Origin of the sequence: Wenyingzhuangia fucanilytica, assembly GCF_001697185.1 — a bacterium.
GTDB lineage: Bacteria > Bacteroidota > Bacteroidia > Flavobacteriales > Flavobacteriaceae > Wenyingzhuangia > Wenyingzhuangia fucanilytica.
Genome location: NZ_CP014224.1, coordinates 489437 through 507855 on the forward strand (window position 1 = coordinate 489437; position 18419 = coordinate 507855).

Below are 18419 nucleotides of genomic sequence, written 5' to 3' on the forward strand. Positions count from 1 at the left end.
CGAAGTGGAGACAAGCGAAGTATCGAGAAGTGTTTTTTATAGAGAGATTTCTTTTGTAATATATTAGTTTTCTATTCTAACAGACAAAGTTCTCGATACGCTAACGCTACTCGAACTGACATTTTTGTTTCGTGTTTAAAGAGGTTATGATGTCACTTCGAGTTGAGTTTGTAGGAGCGAAACGGAAACAAATGAAGTATCGAGAAGTTACTTTTTATTAGGAAATTTCTTTCTAGCGAAATTAGGGAGTTTGTCAAACTGATTATTAATCAATGCTTCTTTTTTAGCTTTAGACCATTTTTTTATTTGTTTTTCCTTTGATATAGCAACTTCTACATTGGTAAATGTGCAATAAAACATTAATTGTACAGGTAATCTTCTTGAAGTATATGAGTTAAAATTTTTTCCACTTTGATGTTCTTCAATTCTTTTGTTTAAATTGTTAGTAATACCTGTGTAATAGGTGTTGTCTGAGCAGTGTAATATATAAACGTAGTAAATCATAGCGATGATAATTTACTGAATTTTCTTGATAGTTGTTCTCGATACAAATTTCTTTCATTACATTGCAGAAATCCACTCGAACTGACAAGGTTCTCGATACAATTTTATTTCGTTCCACTTCATAAAATCACTCGAACTGACATTGGTTCTCAATACGTTAATATTAATTGTAGTTTTGATATCACTTCGAGTTGAGTTTGTTGAAGCGAAGCGGAAACAAATGAAGTATCGAGAAGTGTTTTTTATAGAGAGATTTCTTTTGTAATATTTTAGTTTTTCTATTCTAACAGACAAAGTTCTCGACACGCTAACGCTACTCGAACTGACATTGTGGATGTTAATGTCACTTCGAGTAGCGTTTGTTGGAGCGAAACGAAAACAAACGAAGTATCGAGAAGGTATTAAATCAAAAAAGATGAAACTTTAGCGTTTCATCTTTTAGAAATATTTTGTTTTAGGACTTCTTGTACAGAATCATACATCACTTGTTTTAAATCATCGCCCATTTGGTTTTGAATGGCAAACTTATGATTGATTTCCAATTCAATTCCAGCATATTTTTCCGGAAATTGTTTTCTGAGGGTTTTGGTAAATCCATCACTCACTCCTTTATAAGGATAGTTAAAACGTACATTTAATTCAGGAGCTCTTTTTTTTAGTTCTGCTTTTAATTGTTTGGCAATGGTTTTTTCTAATTCTTTAGCAGGATCGTATAAAATACCAATGTCGCATTTACGAGAAACTCCTCTAAAAACAGGAGTGAACGTATGTATAGATAAATGAAAAACAGGTTTGTTACAATCTAAAATATTTTCTATTTGCTGGGTGATTTTACTTCTGTAAATCAAATAGTATTGTTTAATTAAAACTTGTTTTTCTTTTTTACTTAAAGATTTTGTGTATTCCGAAAACAAAGCAGGATGATGTAAAGACCTATTTAGTTCTATTAACAAACGACTGATTTCGTTACTTTTATAATACACCGCTAAAGGCCTTAAGAATTTAAACAAATCTAAAGCTCCAGGATCGTAACCTTTATGTGTTTTTAAAACTGTTTCATGTTTTTGAAACAGTTTGTCATAGGCTAAAGGAATTTGATTTCCTCCGTGTTCACAAGAAAGAATTAATTTCATGCTTTAAATATCGAATAAAATGTTTGATTGTAAACAATCAGCTAATTTTTTATAAACAACAGAAATGTTTTCAGGAGTAATATCATCTCCCAAAGCTTTTTCTATACGAGTTGCTAAAGTTCCTTTAGATAAAATAATTTCTATGGCTTCTCTGTAATGTGGAGCGATATTGTTTTTTACATGTTCATATAAATGTTGCCAAACATCTTTGACCAAAGAATGATCTCCTAAACCTAATTCTTCTAAATAACCAAAGTTGGTGATTTCATAATTCTCTCCATCTTTAATAATTCTGTTAAGAATACTAGCTAACTCATTTTGATGCCAATCTTTTTGTGATGACAAAGAAGTAAAAGGATTGTAGACCAATAATTTTAAAACTTCAATCACCAATACGGCAATGGCAATATCGGCTTTTGGACATTCTTGAATATCAATCACTCTAATTTCGATGGCATTTCTATCAAACCTAGCAATAGCACCTCTTGAGTTTACAAAATGATAATCTAAAATTCCATCTTCGTTAAAAGGTTCAATAGCTTTTTTTACAGGCTGATAAATTCCAATTTCATAAGCTTCTTTACTAAAAACTTGTTCAGGGATTACCTTACCAGCAATTACAGGAATTTCTTTCTGGTTGGTTTTATAACTCTCTAATCTACTATCCTTAAAACCTGTAAATTTTCCATCTAAAATGGGTGAACTAGCACACAATCCTGGAAGAATAGGTAGCAAAATACGAATAGCAGCATGTAGTTTTTCAAACTCCTCATCATTAGCAAAAGGCAAGTTGATGTGCATACTTTGTAGGTTGCTCCATCCGTGACCCTTGCAATCAAAAATAGTGTTGTAACGTTCGTAAATATCATTAGAACCGTGTTCCCATAGTTTGGTTTCGGTAAAAGGATTCATTAAAGGATGACAAGCGGTTCCTAACAATTCACTATCCAAAGGTTCTAGTAACTTGTTGATTTCTATAATATTTTGATGAAATGCATCAGCCAAGCCATTCAACTCATCCGTTGGGCCATTTGTTTTAATTTCAACCACATGAGCAACTAGCTCGTTGCTCCAAGCAATGGCTCCGTTATCAATATCATCTTTTAACTCTCCGTTTTTTGCAGTTAGTAAATCTGCAACTTTTGGAGTAATTTTAAAGGTAGATTTGTCAATCATCATGTATTCTAGCTCAATACCGAATACTTCAAATAAATGATAAGCATTTTTCATTTTTAATCTAAACGATTTTTAAGTGCTGTTAAAATTTTGGTATAGATTACATCTCCGTAATATTCATCTTCTACACCTACATCAATATTGGGGTTGTCGTTAATTTCAATCACCATAGGTTGATTGTTGATTACTTTGATGTCTATTCCATATAACCCTTTTCCCATTAATTTGGCAGATTTAACTGCCATGTTAATGACTTTTTTAGGGACTTTTTCTATAGGTAAACACTCTGATAATCCGTCTTGTTCCTTTTTCTTTTTGGCTTTCCAGTTGTAAATTTGCCAGTGACCTTTGGCCATGTAATATTTACAAGCAAAAAATGGTTCACCATCTAAAACGCCAATTCTCCAATCGTAATCTGATGGGCAAAATTCTTGAGCAATAATTAAGTCAGATTCTTTTAACATTTCACCAACCATGGTGTTGTATTCTTCTTTAGAAGTTGCTTTTTTAACCCCAAAAGAAAAGGTAGAATCGGGAGCTTTTAACACACAAGGAAAACCAATGGTATCAATTACTTTTTCTTTGTTATCGTTATGTATAATAGCTGTTTTTGGAGTTGCAATGTTGGCATTTTGTAAAGCTTCTGCCATGTACACTTTGTTACAGCATTTTAAAATAGCATCAGGATAATCTACAATGGCCATAGATTCTTGTTGTGCCTTGCGAGCAAACATATATGCCTCGTTATTTACCTCGGTACTTTGTCTAATAAACAAAGCATCAAAAGAAGTGAGTTTAGACAAATCTTTAGGCTGAATAACTTCTGTATAAATATGCATTTTCTCTGCAATGTCCATAAACTTTTTAATGGCTTTGGTATTGCTAGGAGGAGCAGGGTCGTTAGGATTTATTAAAATAGCCAAATCAAAATCGTATTTGGTTAGTTTAGGTTTATCGTAACGTTTTTTAGAAAAATATTGATTGGCAAAAATTTGCACATCTTCCATGTGTTCCAAAGGAATTTCTGCCTCGGAAATAGGTTTAATGCTTTGTACTTGCCACTTGTTGTTAAAAACAAAGTTTACACGCACAAACGGAATTTGAAAATGCTTGTAAAACAAGCTGCTTAATTCCTTGTACTTTTGAGCAACGTTTTGACCAAAATAAATACTTAAAGTAAACTCTCTAGATTTAATGTTTTTTAAACTTTGTTGAATAACATTATCAAATTCATCAGATAAAATTCTAACAATTTTTAAGGTTTTTAAATCTACTAAGTTTTTAACGGTTGGCGATACCAAATGTCCACGAGCCTCTGCCAATAAAGAAACATAATATCCTTTAGATTGATAGCTGTAATCTTTACAAAGGTTAAATATTCTTGCTTTTTTTTGCAAGGCATATTTGGGGTTGGTAAGGTATTCTTGAGGAGAAATAACAATAATTGTGTCAATCGAAAAATTCCATTTTTCAGGTTGATTTACAACAATATACTTGTTCATTTAAGGGTGTTCATATCATTTTAATTTTGGGATAAATGTATATTAAAAAATAATATGATTTTAAAAAAAGTATGAGGAACAGTAATTTTTTTTAGTGGTTAAAAATTAGGCTTACTGTGGCTCCTTTGTCTGGGTTGTTAATTACATTAATTTCGGCATTATGCACTTCCATAATTAATTTTACCAAGGCTAAACCAAGACCTTTCTTTTTATCGGTATGTTCTTTTCCTGAGGCAAATAATTGGAATAAATGTTTTAATGCATATTCGCTAAAACCTTTACCTTCATCAATAATAGAACAAATAGTTTTTTTGTTTTCAGTTTCGGTTTTTATGATGATATCACCGCTTTTTTCTGAATACTCAATAGCGTTTTTAATAATGTTTTCTAGGGCATACAATATCAGCGCAGGATCTCCATTGATAATAAGATCATCAACGTTACCGTCTATTTTTAGGTTGATATTTTTTGCTTGTAGTTTTTTAGATAATTTAAGTTCAGTTAATCCAAAAACTTGTTTTAATTGGATAGGAGTTTTTTTAAAAATATTTTTTTTAGTTCGTAACTCTGTAATCCTTAAACTTAATTTTGAAAATGATAAAAGGCGATTGGCAGATTCATCTAAAAGATTTACAAACTCAATAAGTTCAGAAGTTTTTAATTCATCTTTTAATACATTAATAAATCCTAAAATTCCGTTAAGTGGAGTGTTGATTTCATGACTAATAATGGCAAGGAAATCATTTTTAGCAGCATCTAAATTCTCTAACTCTTGATTAGATTTTTCTAGTTTTAATTTGGCTATTTCTAACTCTTTTGTTCTTGCTTTAACTTTTTCTTCTAAGTGGTTGTTGATATCCTTTAGTTGATCTTTACTTATTTTTAAATCTAAATGGGTTTTTACTCTAGAAAGTAATTCTTGAGAGCTAAAAGGTTTAGATATATAATCCTGTCCACCCACTTCAAAACCTTTAAGAATACTTTCTTTATCAGCCATGGCTGTTAAGAAAATGATAGGAATATCTTTTAGGGCATCATTTGCTTTTATCTGAATGCAAGCCTCATATCCATTCATAACCGGCATATTGATGTCTAAGAGAATAAGATCGTAGTCAGTAGATTTAGATAGTGTATTTATGGCTTGTTCCCCATCCATAGCAACTCCAATAATGTAGTGCTCCGCCTTTAGTAAACTCCCTAATACCTGAATGTTTTTTTGTTGGTCATCAACAATTAATATTTTTGGTTTTTTAGTTTCAAGAGTCTCCATGGATGAAAGGTGGTTGTTTTTTAGGTGAAAATAAGAATTAGTTTTGTATTTGTTTTTTTAAATCTTCAATTAATTTGGGGAATTTCTTTAGGTTATTCATTAGTTTGTCAAACTCAAAATTATCGGCATATTCACAAATATTCTCTCCGTATGTTATCATTGTTGATATATTGTGTTTTTTAGAAACAGATAATAACTTTTTTCCAAAAGTTTCCATATCATTAATTACTTGATTCTCTATTAGTAAAGAGAAATTAGGTAAGAAATCTTTATCTATAACTTTAATAAACAACGGGAGTTTTTCTAACTCTTCTGGAGTCAGTTTATTTGATTGTTTTTTAGCGGGATGATTAATTTCTTTTTCAGTTTCAGTGTAACTAAGTTGTTTGGCTAATGCTTTAAAAAATAATTCTATATCTAAAGGTTTAATTAAGTATTCATCAAATAGGTTTTTAAGCTTTGTTTTTTCTTGATTATTTTTAATAGAGGCTGTAACAGCAACAATAGGAATGTGTTTGGTATTGTCTAATGATTTTAGTGTTGTTGTAGCCTCAATACCATCATTTTTGGCATACGTAAATCCATTAAAATAAGGTCTGGTAAGTGCTCTTTGGCTAATGTTATAGCTTCCTCACCATTGCTCGCTTCAATCACTTTTAAATCGGGAGAAGTTTCTAGTAAATCAATAATGAGTTCTCTGTTTTCAGAAACATCATCTGCAATTAATATTTTGGCTTTGTTAAAAATAATTTTTGAGGTGTCAAAGGCTCTGTTATCTATTGTGATGTTTTCGTTTGATACAGAGATGTCTGGAATAAAAACAGTAAACTTACTTCCTTTGTTTTCCTCACTTTCAACTGAAATGGTTCCGTTCATTTTTTCCACCAATTTAGTGGTGATGGAAAGGCCAAGTCCTGTACCTCCGTATTTAATTACACTTTGACCTCTGCTTTGTATAAAAGGACTAAATATTTGTTCAATTTGATCTTTTGGAATACCAATACCAGTGTCTTCAACAGTAATGGTAAGGTCAACACACTCATTTTTTGCTTTTGTGTTGAAATGAATTTTAACGCCTCCTTTTTCTGTGAATTTCACAGCATTACTAGCAAGGTTAAACAGAATTTGTCTTGTTCTAACTTCATCTAAAAGAATTGTGTTAGGAATGTTTTTGTTATAAGTGGTTGTAAAAGTAATGTCTTTGTCGTTGGTAGTCTGTTCAAAAATACTTTGAATATGAGTTCCCATTTTGATTAAATTCACTGGAGTAGGATCTATATCTATTTTTCCTGCCTCAATTTTAGATAAATCAAGAATGTCATTAATAATTCTAAGTAGGTTTTTCCCACTAGTTCTTATTAGGTTGATTTGCGATAGTTGTTTTTTGTTTTTTAGTGAATTAGATAGTTGCTCCGAAAAACCAATAATGGCATTCATTGGAGTTCTAATTTCATGACTCATATTGGCTAAAAAATCACTTTTAGCTCTGTTGGCATCTTCGGCAGTGTTTTTAGCTTTGGTAATTTCTTCTTCAGCTTTTTTAATAATAGAAATATCTTGTAAAATACCCACCATTTTTAAAGGAGTATTGTCCTCGTTATACGTTTCTATTTTTCCATTAACATTTATCCATATATAGTTGCCATTTTTATGTTTAATTCTGTAGGTTGCACTATAAGAGTCTGTTTTTTCTTTTATATGTTTTTCTATTTTTTCATGTAGTGGAGCTAAATCATCAGGATGAATTCGTTCTGTCCACCAGGTAGAGTTAGTTTTGATGTCTTTTTTAGTAAAACCAATCATTTTATACATTAACTTACTGTATAGCATTGTTTCGGTTTTATAATTCCATTCCCACCATGCGTATCCCCCAGTAGAAAATGCAGTTTCTAAACGGTCTTTACTTACTTTAAGTTTTTCTCTGTTTTTTAAAAGATCTTTATTAGCTATCTCTAGTCTTTGAGTTCTATTTTTTACCTTTTTTTCTAACTCATCATTAAGGTTTAGAATTTCTTTTTCTTTGTTTTTTAAATTGGTGATGTCGGTACCAATAAAAATAAATTTATTATCGGTTTGGTGTTTTCCTAGATGAATAAATTTAATGTTTAGGTTTAGCCAAAATTCTTGATTGCGTTTGTTTGTATTTACAATTTCTATCTTAGTATTATATTTATCTGTAATAGCTTTTTTAAGCTCTTTTTGTTGTTGCTTAGGTGTTGTTTTACCTGTTAGTACTTCAATAATATTTTGTCCGGTTATGCTTTTTAAATGCTTGTCAAAATACTTTTCAAAAGCTTCATTTATCCATTCAATATTTCCAAAAACATCAGTTATAATAACACTATTACTACTGCTTTTTACTACGGACGCTAGTTTAAAAACCTCCTCTTCGGAAAGAATATTTTTAACGTAATAATAAGCAAATATATAAGAGGTTATTAAAGCTAATATAACAAAGAAGAGAATTGGCGAGTATAAAGAATAGAGCAATTCTTGTTTTATGTTTTTTATAAATGTATTAGGAACAATAGATACAACTTTCCAAAAATCGTCTGTAGCAAAATAATTTATGCTGTTACTGTTGGTTGTTTTTACTACGTTTCTAAAATTAAGAGTATTATAAGTAAAAAGTCCGTTATTGGTTAAAAGCTGTCCCTTACTTGTGTTTTTTATTTGTTGCCATGCATTTGGATAAAAACTTTGATAATTTTTATCTTTTTTATCCTCAAACATAAAACCCCAGTTGTTGTCTTTTCTCGGAGATATTAAAAGGTAGCCGTTAGGGTCTATTAAATGAATTTCGCTATGGCTATTAACGTTTAGTGCTTCAATTCTTTTTACCAAATCAATACCCAAGTAGTTTATAATTAGGATAGCTGTGGTTTCTCCTATGCTATTGGTTACTTTACAACCTACTCTAAGTACTTGTTTGTGGGGAATTTCTATTTTTCCAAATTCAATATTTAAGTCAAATTTCGAAAAATAAATATCGCCTTGATCTATTTCAGAAATTTCTTTAAAGTAATATCTATCGCCTTTGTTTTTTAGTAAAGAATCAACCTCTATTCTTGGAAATCCTTGATTGTATACACATTTAAGAACTTCATCGCCATTAGGGGTTAAGACTCTAATTTGATCGTATAATTTATTGTTTTCGGAAAAACTAGAAATTTCCTCCTTTAAAGTGTTATAATCTTTACTTTTTAAAGGGTTAAATTTTTGAGTAGAGGAAACTAAACTTGCGATAAAAAAAAGATCTTTTTTTATTGCAACAAAATCATTGATGATTTCATTTACTTGAAGATTGGTTTTCTTTACTTCATACTCTTTTAGGTTTTTTATTTCGGTCTCTTTTTTAGAATGATATATAAAAAAAGATACTCCTATTATTACTGCTAAAGAAATTAACCATAATCTTAAAAAAAGTATAAGTAACCTTTTGTTAAATAACTTAGTAGGAATCATGGTTGTAATTTTTAACAGATGCGTTTAAGTTTTTTAAAGATAACTAAAAGATTTATACGTTTTTAAAGTTTCATGGTCAATCCAATTCTTTTATTTTCAATATCTAGCTGAATAACTTTAACCGTTACAATTTGGTTTAAGTGCAAAACATCGTTTGGGGAGTTGATGAATTGATTGGTGATTTGAGAAATATGCACCAATCCATTTTCTTTAATACCTAAATCTATAAAAGCCCCAAAATTGGTGATATTACTTACTTGCCCTTGTAAAATCATTCCCTCGTGTAGGTCATTAATAGTCGTAATATTTTGACTAAATTCTAATTGATCTTCTTGTTTTCTTGGGTCTATATTTGGTTTTGCCAATTCGTTTAACAAATCTATCAGAGTAAGTTTTCCTATCTGTTTTTGTAGATTGATATTGTCTCCCAAAGACAAAATATCATCATTTCCAATTAGCTTGTCTACTGATAGTTTTTGTTCTTTGGCTATTTGACTAACAACTTTGTATTGTTCTGGATGTATTCCTGTATTATCTAAAGGCTGTTTTCCTTGTACTCGTAAAAATCCTGCACATTGTTCAAAGGCTTTATCACCCAATCTAGGAACTTTTTTAAGTTCGTTTAAGCTATTAAATTTTCCGTTTTTGGATCTGTATTCTACTATGTTTTTTGCCAAACCAGGACCAATTCCGGCAATGTATTGTAGTAAATATTTACTAGCAGTATTTAATTGTACTCCAATTTTATTTACACAACGCTCAACAACATGGTCTAATTCTGTTTTTAGTAAAGTTTGATCAACATCGTGTTGGTATTGTCCCACTCCAATAGATTTAGGTTCTATTTTAACCAATTCAGCTAAAGGATCCATTAATCTACGACCAATGCTTACAGCTCCACGTACTGTAATATCGTGGTTAGGAAACTCTTCTCTTCCTATGTCAGAAGCGGAGTATATAGAAGCACCGTTTTCATTAACCAAATAAACAGCAATGTCTTTGGCTAAATTCATAGATTTTATAAAAGTTTCAGTTTCTCTACCTGCCGTTCCATTACCAATAGCGATAGCTTCAATTTTGTGTTTGTTTAGTAGTTCTAATACTTTATCTATGCTTTTACTATGCTGTTGTTGAGGTGGGTGTGGGTATATAACTGTATCTTCTAATAAATCTCCTTGTTTGTTTAAGCATACTACTTTACATCCTGTTTTAAAGCCGGGGTCAATAGCCAAAACATTTTTTTTGCCAATAGGGGCAGCCAACAATAATTGCTCAAGGTTTTTAGAAAAAACTTGAATGGCTTCTACATCTGCTTTTTGCTTTAATTCGTTTAGGAGTTCTTTTTCTAATGATGGTTTTAAACTTTTTCCATAGGTATTAGCAATGGCTTGTTTTACAATCTTTGCGCTTTGATTTTTACTTTTAATAAAGTTTCTTTCTAATAAATCAATAGCGGTTTGTTTGTCTATGCTTATTCCAGAGCTTAAAAAACCTTCGTTAGTTCCTCTTAAAATAGCTAATATTCTGTGAGAGGGCAGCCTAGTTGCTTTTTGTTCAAAATCAAAATAGGTTTTGTAAACCTGCGCTTCGGCTTCTTTTCCTTTTTTAATTTTACTTTTTAAAATTCCTTCTCTTGTAAATAATCGTCTTAGTTGATTTTTACTATAAGTGTGTTCTGCAATCCATTCGCTAATAATATCTATGGCTCCATCAATGGCGTCTGTTTCGCTTTTAATATTGTTTTTTATAAAAGGTTGAATATTAATATGGTCATTTTTTTGAGACATAATAATTTTAGCCAATCCTTCTAAACCATTTTCCTTAGCTACACTAGCTTTGGTTTTTCGTTTACTTTTATAAGGAGCAAACAAATCTTCTAATTGTTTTTTATCCCAACAAGCTTCAATATTATTCTTCAGTTGAGGATTATCAACCTTTAACTCTTTAATGGTTTCTAACACATATTCCTTTCTTTTAACCAATTCTTCAATAGCATTTGCTTCTTTCTGAATTTTAAAAATCTCATGATCTTCTAATCCACCTGTTTGATCTTTTCTGTAACGGGCAATAAAAGGTACGGTAGCTCCCTCGTTTAGTAGGTTCAATACAACTTGTATGTTATTTTGAGCTAATTGAGTGTTGTTTGCTATTTGTAGAGATAATATGGCTTGACTCACAGTTAAAAATTTTAAAAAGGAACTGTAAATATAATAGGAGCAATGTAATTGTTTGTATTTATTTTGGAATAAATCATCTATTTTAGATTCTGTTTAATACAAGTTGTATAAAAACTGTTTTATTACTTAGATAAGTTATGTTGTTACTTAGTTATTATAAGTAGTAACATTTTGTTAACTTGCGCTATATTGAAATTAAAAGAATGAGTTTAATTAATGATATTCGACATTTCTTTGAGAAACACGGTTTTGATGTTTCTTCAAGATTGGCAGATCGCTTGGGGATAAGAACCGCAAATGTGCGATTGTTTTTTGTGTACATATCATTCGTAACTCTTGGGTTTTCATTTGCTATATATTTAACCTTGGCTTTTTTGTTAAGGTTAAAAGATATGATAAGGACCAAGAGGACATCTGTTTTTGATTTATAAAACCCTATGCTGAGCAAAATATATAAAGGTTTAATTTTATTCGCCATTGTTCTGCTAATTGGGACTCTCGGTTTTTTCTTAGCGTTTGACTATTCTTGGTTAGATGCTTTTTTTATGACTATTATTACCACCACCACTGTGGGGTTTGGAGAGGTAAAACCTTTAGACGATTCTGGTAAACTATTTACCATTTTATTATTATTAATGAGTATTGGGGTATATGGTTACTTGGTAACAGTCATCTCAGATTTTTTTTCAAACAATGTACTTATGGAAGCTTTTCGTGTTAAAAAGGAATTAAAAGAAATTGCCAAATTAGAAGGACACACAATTATTTGTGGTTTTGGAAGAAATGGAAGACAGTCTTATGAAAAATTAAAAAGGTTTAATAAAAAGTGTATTGTGATAGAGAAAAGTGAGTCTTTTATAGAAGATCCAGCCTATCAAGATATTCAATTTGTAAAAGGAGATGCCACCAATGATGATGTATTGCGTAATGCAGGAATAGAAAAAGCCTCAAGCTTGATTACTGCCTTACCATCTGATGCTAATAATTTATATGTGGTATTGTCATCTAGGCAAATCAATCAAAAATTAAACATTGTAAGTAGAGCAAATGATGAAAACGCTACCAAAAAATTAAAAATTGCTGGAGCCAATCACGTCATTATGCCCGATAAGTTAGGAGGAGAGCACATGGCTTCTCTTTTAGTAACTCCAGATTTGGTGGAGTTTGTCAACAGAATTAATATGGAAGGTGATCACAATGCCAATTTAGAAGAAATTGGGGTTGATGAGTTACCAGAAGAATATTTAATGAAATCTATTCAAGATTTAGACGTACGCAGAAATTCAGGCTGTAACGTCATTGGTTTTATTACAGCAGATGATGAGTATATAGTAAATCCATCATCTCAAATGATTTTAGAACCAAAATGCCGATTAATCGTATTAGGAAGACCTGAACAAATTAAAAAATTTAAAGAAATTTATGAGTAAAGCTATTAAAAAAACAATTCAAAAAGCAATTGGGGGATTGCTGTTAATGATTCCGGCGATGTCTTTTGCATCCATAGATCAAGTCATTGAGGAGAAATTTCAGCCCATCTCACACGTCGTTACACAAATCGTATTTTATTCGGTGCCTATTGGTCCTATGGACGTTCCTTTGGTGTTGATTGTCTTATTGTTAGGGGCGTTGTTTTTTACATTGTATTTTAATTTTGCAAACATTCGTTTGATTAAAGTAGCTGTAAAAGCAACTAAAGGAGATTATGATGAACTTGACTATGCTTTTGAAGAAGGAGATAGTATTGCAACCATTAAAGATGTTGCAGAATCTACAGGAGAAAGAAAAACGACACCTGTTATTGGTGAGGTAACACATTTTCAAGCCTTAACCGCTGCATTATCGGCTACGGTAGGTTTAGGAAATATTGCAGGGGTTGCTGTGGCAATTGCTTTAGGAGGGCCTGGGGCAATTGTATGGATGATCTTGGCTGGTTTTTTAGGGATGTCTACCAAGTTGGTGGAGGCTACTCTAGGAGTTAAATATAGAGAGGTAAGTCCAGAGGGTCATGTTTACGGTGGACCAATGTATTACCTTAGAAAAGGGTTAAAAGAAAAGAACATGGCTCGTTTAGGTAAAGTCTTGGCAACTATGTATGCTATTTTTGTTGTTGGAGGTTCTTTTGGAGGTGGAAATATGTTTCAAGCCAACCAAGCAACTGCACAATTTATGTCTTTAACAGGAATGAAATCTGGATTTATTTTCGGAATTGTTCTAGCCGCTTTGGTAGGAGTTGTTATTATTGGTGGTATAAAAAGAATTGGAAAAGTAACAGAAAGAATCGTTCCATTTATGGGAATTCTATTCGTTGGTGCTTCATTAGTGATTATTGCTAAAAACTTTGATATGATTCCAGATGCAGCTATTCAGATTTGGAAAGGTGCTTTTGGAAATAATGCCTTGTTAGGTGGTTTTGTTGGAGTGATGATTGTTGGTTTTCAACGTGCTGCTTTTTCAAATGAAGCTGGAGTAGGGTCAGCATCTATTGCCCATGCCGCAGTTAAAACAAAGTTCCCTGCTAGTGAGGGAATAGTGGCTAGTATTGGGCCTTTTGTAGATACTGTTGTTATTTGTACAATGACTGCTTTGGTAATTGTGATCACCAATTTAAAGTATAGTTTGTTTACATATGCCAATTTAGAAGGAAGTAATGTTATTATGAATGGAACAGGAGAGCATTTAGGAGGGGTAGATTTAACCTCTGCAGCTTTTGATTCTTCTATTCCTCACTTTTCAGTAGTATTAACAATAGCAGTTATTTTATTTGCCTTTTCAACCATGTTGTCTTGGTCTTATTATGGAATTCAAGGATGGAGTTATTTATTTGGAAAAGGTAAAATTGCAGATATTACTTATAAGGTTTTATTCTTATTTGTAATTGTTGTGGGAGCCTCTTCTTCGTTAAACTCAGTAGTAGAGTTTTCAGACTCCATGATTTTTGCCATGGTATTTCCAAATATCATCGGATTGGTTATTTTAGCACCAAAGGTTAAACAAGAAATCAAACGCTATTTAACAGCCATTAAATACAAGGTAGAAGAATAGCTTATTACTTAGTGATATTATGAAATTTATTAAATCCCATTTACGGTACTCAAAAAGTCAGCGAAATGGGATTTTTTTATTGTTATCTATTGTTATTGTTCTTCAAATTTTCTTGTGGTTTGTTCATGCAAATAAGCAAGAACAAGTTGAGTTTAGTACAATATCAAATCATCTACAATCAGAGTTAGATAGTATTGCATCGCTAGATGAAGTGATAAACACAAAAATTAATCCGTTCAATCCTAATTATTTGTCAGACTATAAAGCTTATCAGTTAGGGATGACTGTTGAGCAAATAGATAGGCTGATGGCTTTTAGAAGTTCAGGGAAATATATTAATTCTCCAGCAGACTTTAAAAGGGTTACTCAAGTATCAGATTCATTACTAGCTGTAATGCTTCCGTATTTTAAGTTTCCAGATTGGGTAACTAAAAAGAATGTAGCTGTAAAAACGGTAAAAATAGTTGTAAAAGATATCAATACAGCAACTCAAGAAGCGCTAGTTAAGGTAAAAGGAATAGGAGCGCAAAGAGCTAGTAATATTATACAGTACAGAAAATTATTAGGTGGTTATACTTATGATGAACAATTAAAAGAGGTTTGGGGTATTCCTAAAGAGGTGTTAAAAACATTACAAAAGGAATTTAAAGTTTTATCAAAACCCAATATTGATCAATTAAATGTAAACACAGCTACTGTAAATCAGCTTTCTAAAATTGTATATATCAATTATGCACTAGCAAAATCGATTGTAGCTTACAGGACAGAAGTCGCAGAAATACAAGATTTAGAGGAGTTAAAAATAATAAGAGATTTTCCTAAGGATAAATTTAACTTAATAAGCTTATATTTGCACGCTTACTAAAAAACACAAAAACTTTTTTGAATGAATTTCGAGACGAATGAAACCCAAAAAATGATAGCATCTTCTATTCAAGATTTTGCAAAAATTCATATAGCTCCCAATGTATCTAAGTGGGATGAGTCGCAGGAGTTCCCAGTAGACTTATTTAGAAAGTTAGGTGAAATGGGATTTATGGGAGTTTTAGTTCCTGAAAACTATGGAGGTTCAGGTTTAACTTATCATGAATACATTACTGTTATCGAAGAGATTTCTAAAGTGGATCCTTCTATAGGATTGTCTGTGGCAGCTCATAACTCGCTTTGTACAGGGCATATTTTGCAGTTTGCAAATGAGTCTCAAAAAGCAAAGTGGTTACCAAAATTAGCTTCAGGAGAATGGATTGGTGCTTGGGGATTAACCGAGCATAATACAGGGTCTGATGCAGGAGGAATGAATACAACTGCTGTTTTAGATGGTGATGAATATGTGTTGAATGGAGCAAAAAACTTTATTACACATGCCATTAGCGGAGATATTGCGGTAGTGATTGCTAGAACTGGAGAAAAAGGAGACTCTCACGGTATGACAGCTTTTGTGATAGAGAAAGGAACGCCAGGGTTTAGTTCGGGTAAAAAAGAAGATAAATTAGGAATGAGGGCTTCTGAAACAGCAGAGCTTATTTTTGATCAGTGTAGAGTTCCTAAAGAAAATGTATTAGGAAAAGTAGGTGATGGTTTTATCCAGTCTATGAAAGTGTTAGATGGTGGAAGAATTTCTATAGCAGCTTTGTCTATTGGTATTGCTAAAGGAGCTTACGAGGCAGCTTTAAAATATTCAAAAGAAAGAATTCAGTTTGGAAAGCCAATTTCATCTTTTCAAGGAGTTTCATTCAAGTTAGCAGATATGGCTACTGAAATAGAAGCTTCTGAGTTGTTAACTCACAAAGCAGCTGCTAAAAAAGAATTAGGGGAAAAGATGACTACTATAGGGGCGATGGCCAAAATGTTTGCGTCTGAAACTTGCGTAAAAGTAGCGAATGAAGCTGTGCAAATTCACGGTGGATATGGGTACACCAAAGATTATCCGGTAGAGAAGTTTTATAGAGATAGTAAGCTTTGTACTATAGGTGAGGGGACTACAGAAATACAAAAAGTTGTGATTTCAAGAAATATTTTAAAATAAAGCGATTATATCGTTTTAAAAACTATCTTTGCAGTCCAAAAATCTGAATTAAAAACATTTAAAATATATTACGACAATGAAGGGAGGTGCTAAATTATGTTAATTATTCCAATTAAAGACGGAGAAAACATTGATAGAGCTTTAAAGCGTTTCAAGAGAAAATTCGACCGTACGAAGACAATGAAACAATTACGTGAGCGTCAACAGTATAATAAACCATCTGTAGTAAACCGTAAACAAAGAATTAAAGCTTCTTATGTTCAGCGTTTAAGAACTAACGAAGAGCAAGCTTAATACTTGTAATAATGTACAATAAAAACCCTATGAATTTTCATAGGGTTTTTTTATGTCTTAACTTTCGTGTATAAAGATTCAAAGGATGGAATTGATTCATAAATTTTTAGAGTATTTATCTTTAGAGAAAAATTATTCTCAACATACCCTTACGGCTTATCAAAAAGATATTCAAGATTTCTTTCATTTTTTGGAATCTGAATTTAGTGTTGATGATCCTGCTTCTGTAACTCATTCTTATATCAGGACATGGATTGTGTATTTAAATGGCTTAGGGATTGCCAATAGGTCTGTCAACAGAAAACTTACTGCTTTAAAAAGCTTTTATAATTACTTACAAAAAATAGAAGCAGTAGTTAAGAATCCGCTATCAGGTCAAAAAAGCTTAAAAACATCAAAAAAAGTAATTATTCCGTTTTCAGAAAGAGAAATTGAGTCCTCTTTGTTGATAGAAGATGATGCTTATACTCCTTTTGAGCAATTGAGAAATAAATTAATCATTCATTTGTTATATGCCACAGGAATTAGGCAGGCAGAATTGATAGGGTTAAAACTTCAAAATGTTGATTTTGAAACTAGTACTATTAAAGTTTTAGGTAAGAGAAACAAAGAACGTATAATTCCCATTTATCCTGAAATTTTAGAAGAATTAAAACGTTATAAAGAACAGAGAGATGCGGTTGGGGCAGAGGTATTTAATTTTTTTATAACCAAACGTGGGAGAAAATTGTACGGAGCTCTTGTTTATCGAGTTATTAATTCCTATTTTAGTAAGGTCTCGACGAAGGAAAAAAAGAGTCCCCATGTATTAAGGCATTCATATGCTACGGATTTAATAAACCAAGGAGCAGATTTGAATTCGGTAAAGGAGTTACTAGGGCACTCTAGTTTGGCCGCAACTCAAGTTTATACTCACAATAGTTTAGACAAGTTAAAACAAGTTTATAACCAAGCACACCCTAGAAGTGCGAAAAAAAAATAATTATATGAAGGTATTTGTTCAGTCAGTAAATTTCAACGCCGACAAGGATTTGGTAGAATTTGTAAATAAAAAAGTAGAAGGGCTTGAAAAGTTTCACGATAAGATAGTTGATGGAGAAGTGTTCTTAAAGGTGCAACAGACCAGTGAAAAGGAGAATAAAATAACGGAATTGAAGTTAAATGTTCCTGGACATGATTTGATGGTGAAAAAAGAATCAAAAACTTTTGAAGAGGGAATAAGTTTGTGCGCAGATGCCATGAAAAGGCAGTTAATGAAGGTAAAAGAAAAGGAAAGAGTAGTACATCAATAAAAAAAAGTAAAATATTTTTAAAATGTTTTGCATGATATCTAAAACTTTATAAATTTGCAGTCCGTTAAGATAGCGGGCTGCTTTTTTGTGGGAACTATCTAAAAGCCGATATAGCTCAGCTGGCTAGAGCAGCTGATTTGTAATCAGCAGGTCGTAGGTTCGAGTCCTATTATCGGCTCAAAAAGAAAAGAAAGCGTTCTTTTAAATTATTGGATTGGTGAGATACTCAAGTGGCCAACGAGGGCGGACTGTAAATCCGCTGACTATGTCTTCGAAGGTTCGAATCCTTCTCTCACCACAAATAAGGCGTAAATTAATTTTTATGTTCCTTCTGATGAAAAAATCAGTAAAATGCGAAAGTAGCTCAGTTGGTAGAGCGTCAGCCTTCCAAGCTGAATGTCGCCGGTTCGAACCCGGTCTTTCGCTCAAATTTAAATCCATGCCGGTGTAGCTCAGTTGGTAGAGCGCATCCTTGGTAGGGATGAGGTCACCGGTTCAAATCCGGTCATTGGCTCAAAAAGGATTAAATAGGTTT

General features: G+C 32.0%; 16 protein-coding genes and 4 tRNA genes. 12 read left to right on the top strand and 8 right to left on the bottom strand.

Annotated features, from left to right (window positions below; all coding sequences use genetic code 11):
* Positions 1-207: 207 nt before the first annotated feature.
* The 8 genes from AXE80_RS02165 to AXE80_RS02200 all read right to left on the bottom strand — a co-directional run bounded on the left by AXE80_RS02165 (position 208) and on the right by AXE80_RS02200 (position 11227).
* Positions 208-504, bottom strand: coding sequence for a GIY-YIG nuclease family protein (locus AXE80_RS02165; RefSeq protein ID WP_068824266.1), 297 nt, complete (start codon positions 502-504; stop codon positions 208-210).
* Between the two features lie 431 nt (positions 505-935).
* Positions 936-1637, bottom strand: coding sequence for an N-formylglutamate amidohydrolase (locus AXE80_RS02170; RefSeq protein WP_068824267.1), 702 nt, complete (start codon positions 1635-1637; stop codon positions 936-938).
* 3 nt (positions 1638-1640) lie between these two features.
* Positions 1641-2867 (bottom strand): carboxylate-amine ligase, encoded by a 1227-nt coding sequence (locus AXE80_RS02175; protein ID WP_068824268.1) that lies wholly within the window; start codon positions 2865-2867, stop codon positions 1641-1643.
* 2 nt (positions 2868-2869) lie between these two features.
* Positions 2870-4315, bottom strand: a complete 1446-nt coding sequence (locus tag AXE80_RS02180; RefSeq protein ID WP_068824269.1) for a RimK family protein — start codon at positions 4313-4315, stop codon at positions 2870-2872.
* Between the two features lie 91 nt (positions 4316-4406).
* Positions 4407-5585 (bottom strand): hybrid sensor histidine kinase/response regulator, encoded by a 1179-nt coding sequence (locus AXE80_RS02185; RefSeq protein ID WP_068824270.1) that lies wholly within the window; start codon positions 5583-5585, stop codon positions 4407-4409.
* Positions 5586-5622: 37 nt separating this feature from the next.
* Positions 5623-5877 carry a hypothetical protein gene (locus AXE80_RS02190; RefSeq protein WP_157359325.1) on the bottom strand — a complete coding sequence of 85 codons (255 nt, stop codon included), beginning with the start codon at positions 5875-5877 and terminating at the stop codon, positions 5623-5625.
* A 242-nt stretch (positions 5878-6119) separates the two neighbouring features.
* Positions 6120-9050, bottom strand: a complete 2931-nt coding sequence (locus AXE80_RS02195; protein WP_068824272.1) for a hybrid sensor histidine kinase/response regulator — start codon at positions 9048-9050, stop codon at positions 6120-6122.
* Between the two features lie 62 nt (positions 9051-9112).
* Positions 9113-11227 carry a Tex family protein gene (locus tag AXE80_RS02200; protein ID WP_068824273.1) on the bottom strand — a complete coding sequence of 705 codons (2115 nt, stop codon included), beginning with the start codon at positions 11225-11227 and terminating at the stop codon, positions 9113-9115.
* A gap of 203 nt (positions 11228-11430) precedes the next feature.
* Between AXE80_RS02200 and AXE80_RS14480 the strand changes: the two genes are divergently transcribed.
* The 12 genes from AXE80_RS14480 (at position 11431) to AXE80_RS02255 (ending at position 18398) form a co-directional block, all read left to right on the top strand.
* Positions 11431-11658, top strand: a complete 228-nt coding sequence (locus AXE80_RS14480) for a PspC family transcriptional regulator (RefSeq protein WP_083194465.1) — start codon at positions 11431-11433, stop codon at positions 11656-11658.
* A 6-nt stretch (positions 11659-11664) separates the two neighbouring features.
* Positions 11665-12657 (top strand): potassium channel family protein, encoded by a 993-nt coding sequence (locus tag AXE80_RS02205; protein WP_068824274.1) that lies wholly within the window; start codon positions 11665-11667, stop codon positions 12655-12657.
* Positions 12650-14272 carry an alanine/glycine:cation symporter family protein gene (locus AXE80_RS02210; protein WP_068824275.1) on the top strand — a complete coding sequence of 541 codons (1623 nt, stop codon included), beginning with the start codon at positions 12650-12652 and terminating at the stop codon, positions 14270-14272. Before AXE80_RS02205 ends, AXE80_RS02210 begins: the two co-directional genes overlap by 8 nt.
* 19 nt (positions 14273-14291) lie before the next feature.
* Positions 14292-15137 (top strand): ComEA family DNA-binding protein, encoded by an 846-nt coding sequence (locus AXE80_RS02215; RefSeq protein WP_068824276.1) that lies wholly within the window; start codon positions 14292-14294, stop codon positions 15135-15137.
* Between the two features lie 21 nt (positions 15138-15158).
* Positions 15159-16298 carry an acyl-CoA dehydrogenase family protein gene (locus tag AXE80_RS02220; protein ID WP_068824277.1) on the top strand — a complete coding sequence of 380 codons (1140 nt, stop codon included), beginning with the start codon at positions 15159-15161 and terminating at the stop codon, positions 16296-16298.
* A gap of 96 nt (positions 16299-16394) precedes the next feature.
* On the top strand, positions 16395-16592 hold the full coding sequence (gene rpsU / locus AXE80_RS02225; protein ID WP_068824278.1) for a 30S ribosomal protein S21: 198 nt from the start codon (positions 16395-16397) through the stop codon (positions 16590-16592).
* An 85-nt stretch (positions 16593-16677) separates the two neighbouring features.
* On the top strand, positions 16678-17574 hold the full coding sequence (locus AXE80_RS02230) for a tyrosine-type recombinase/integrase (protein WP_068824279.1): 897 nt from the start codon (positions 16678-16680) through the stop codon (positions 17572-17574).
* A gap of 4 nt (positions 17575-17578) precedes the next feature.
* Positions 17579-17884, top strand: coding sequence for a ribosome hibernation-promoting factor, HPF/YfiA family (hpf, locus tag AXE80_RS02235; RefSeq protein ID WP_068828596.1), 306 nt, complete (start codon positions 17579-17581; stop codon positions 17882-17884).
* Between the two features lie 104 nt (positions 17885-17988).
* A tRNA-Thr gene (locus AXE80_RS02240) sits at positions 17989-18062 on the top strand.
* Positions 18063-18100: 38 nt separating this feature from the next.
* Positions 18101-18182: transfer RNA gene (locus AXE80_RS02245), tRNA-Tyr, on the top strand.
* A 55-nt stretch (positions 18183-18237) separates the two neighbouring features.
* A tRNA-Gly gene (locus tag AXE80_RS02250) sits at positions 18238-18310 on the top strand.
* 15 nt (positions 18311-18325) lie between these two features.
* A tRNA-Thr gene (locus tag AXE80_RS02255) sits at positions 18326-18398 on the top strand.
* The last annotated feature ends 21 nt before the right edge of the window (positions 18399-18419 follow it).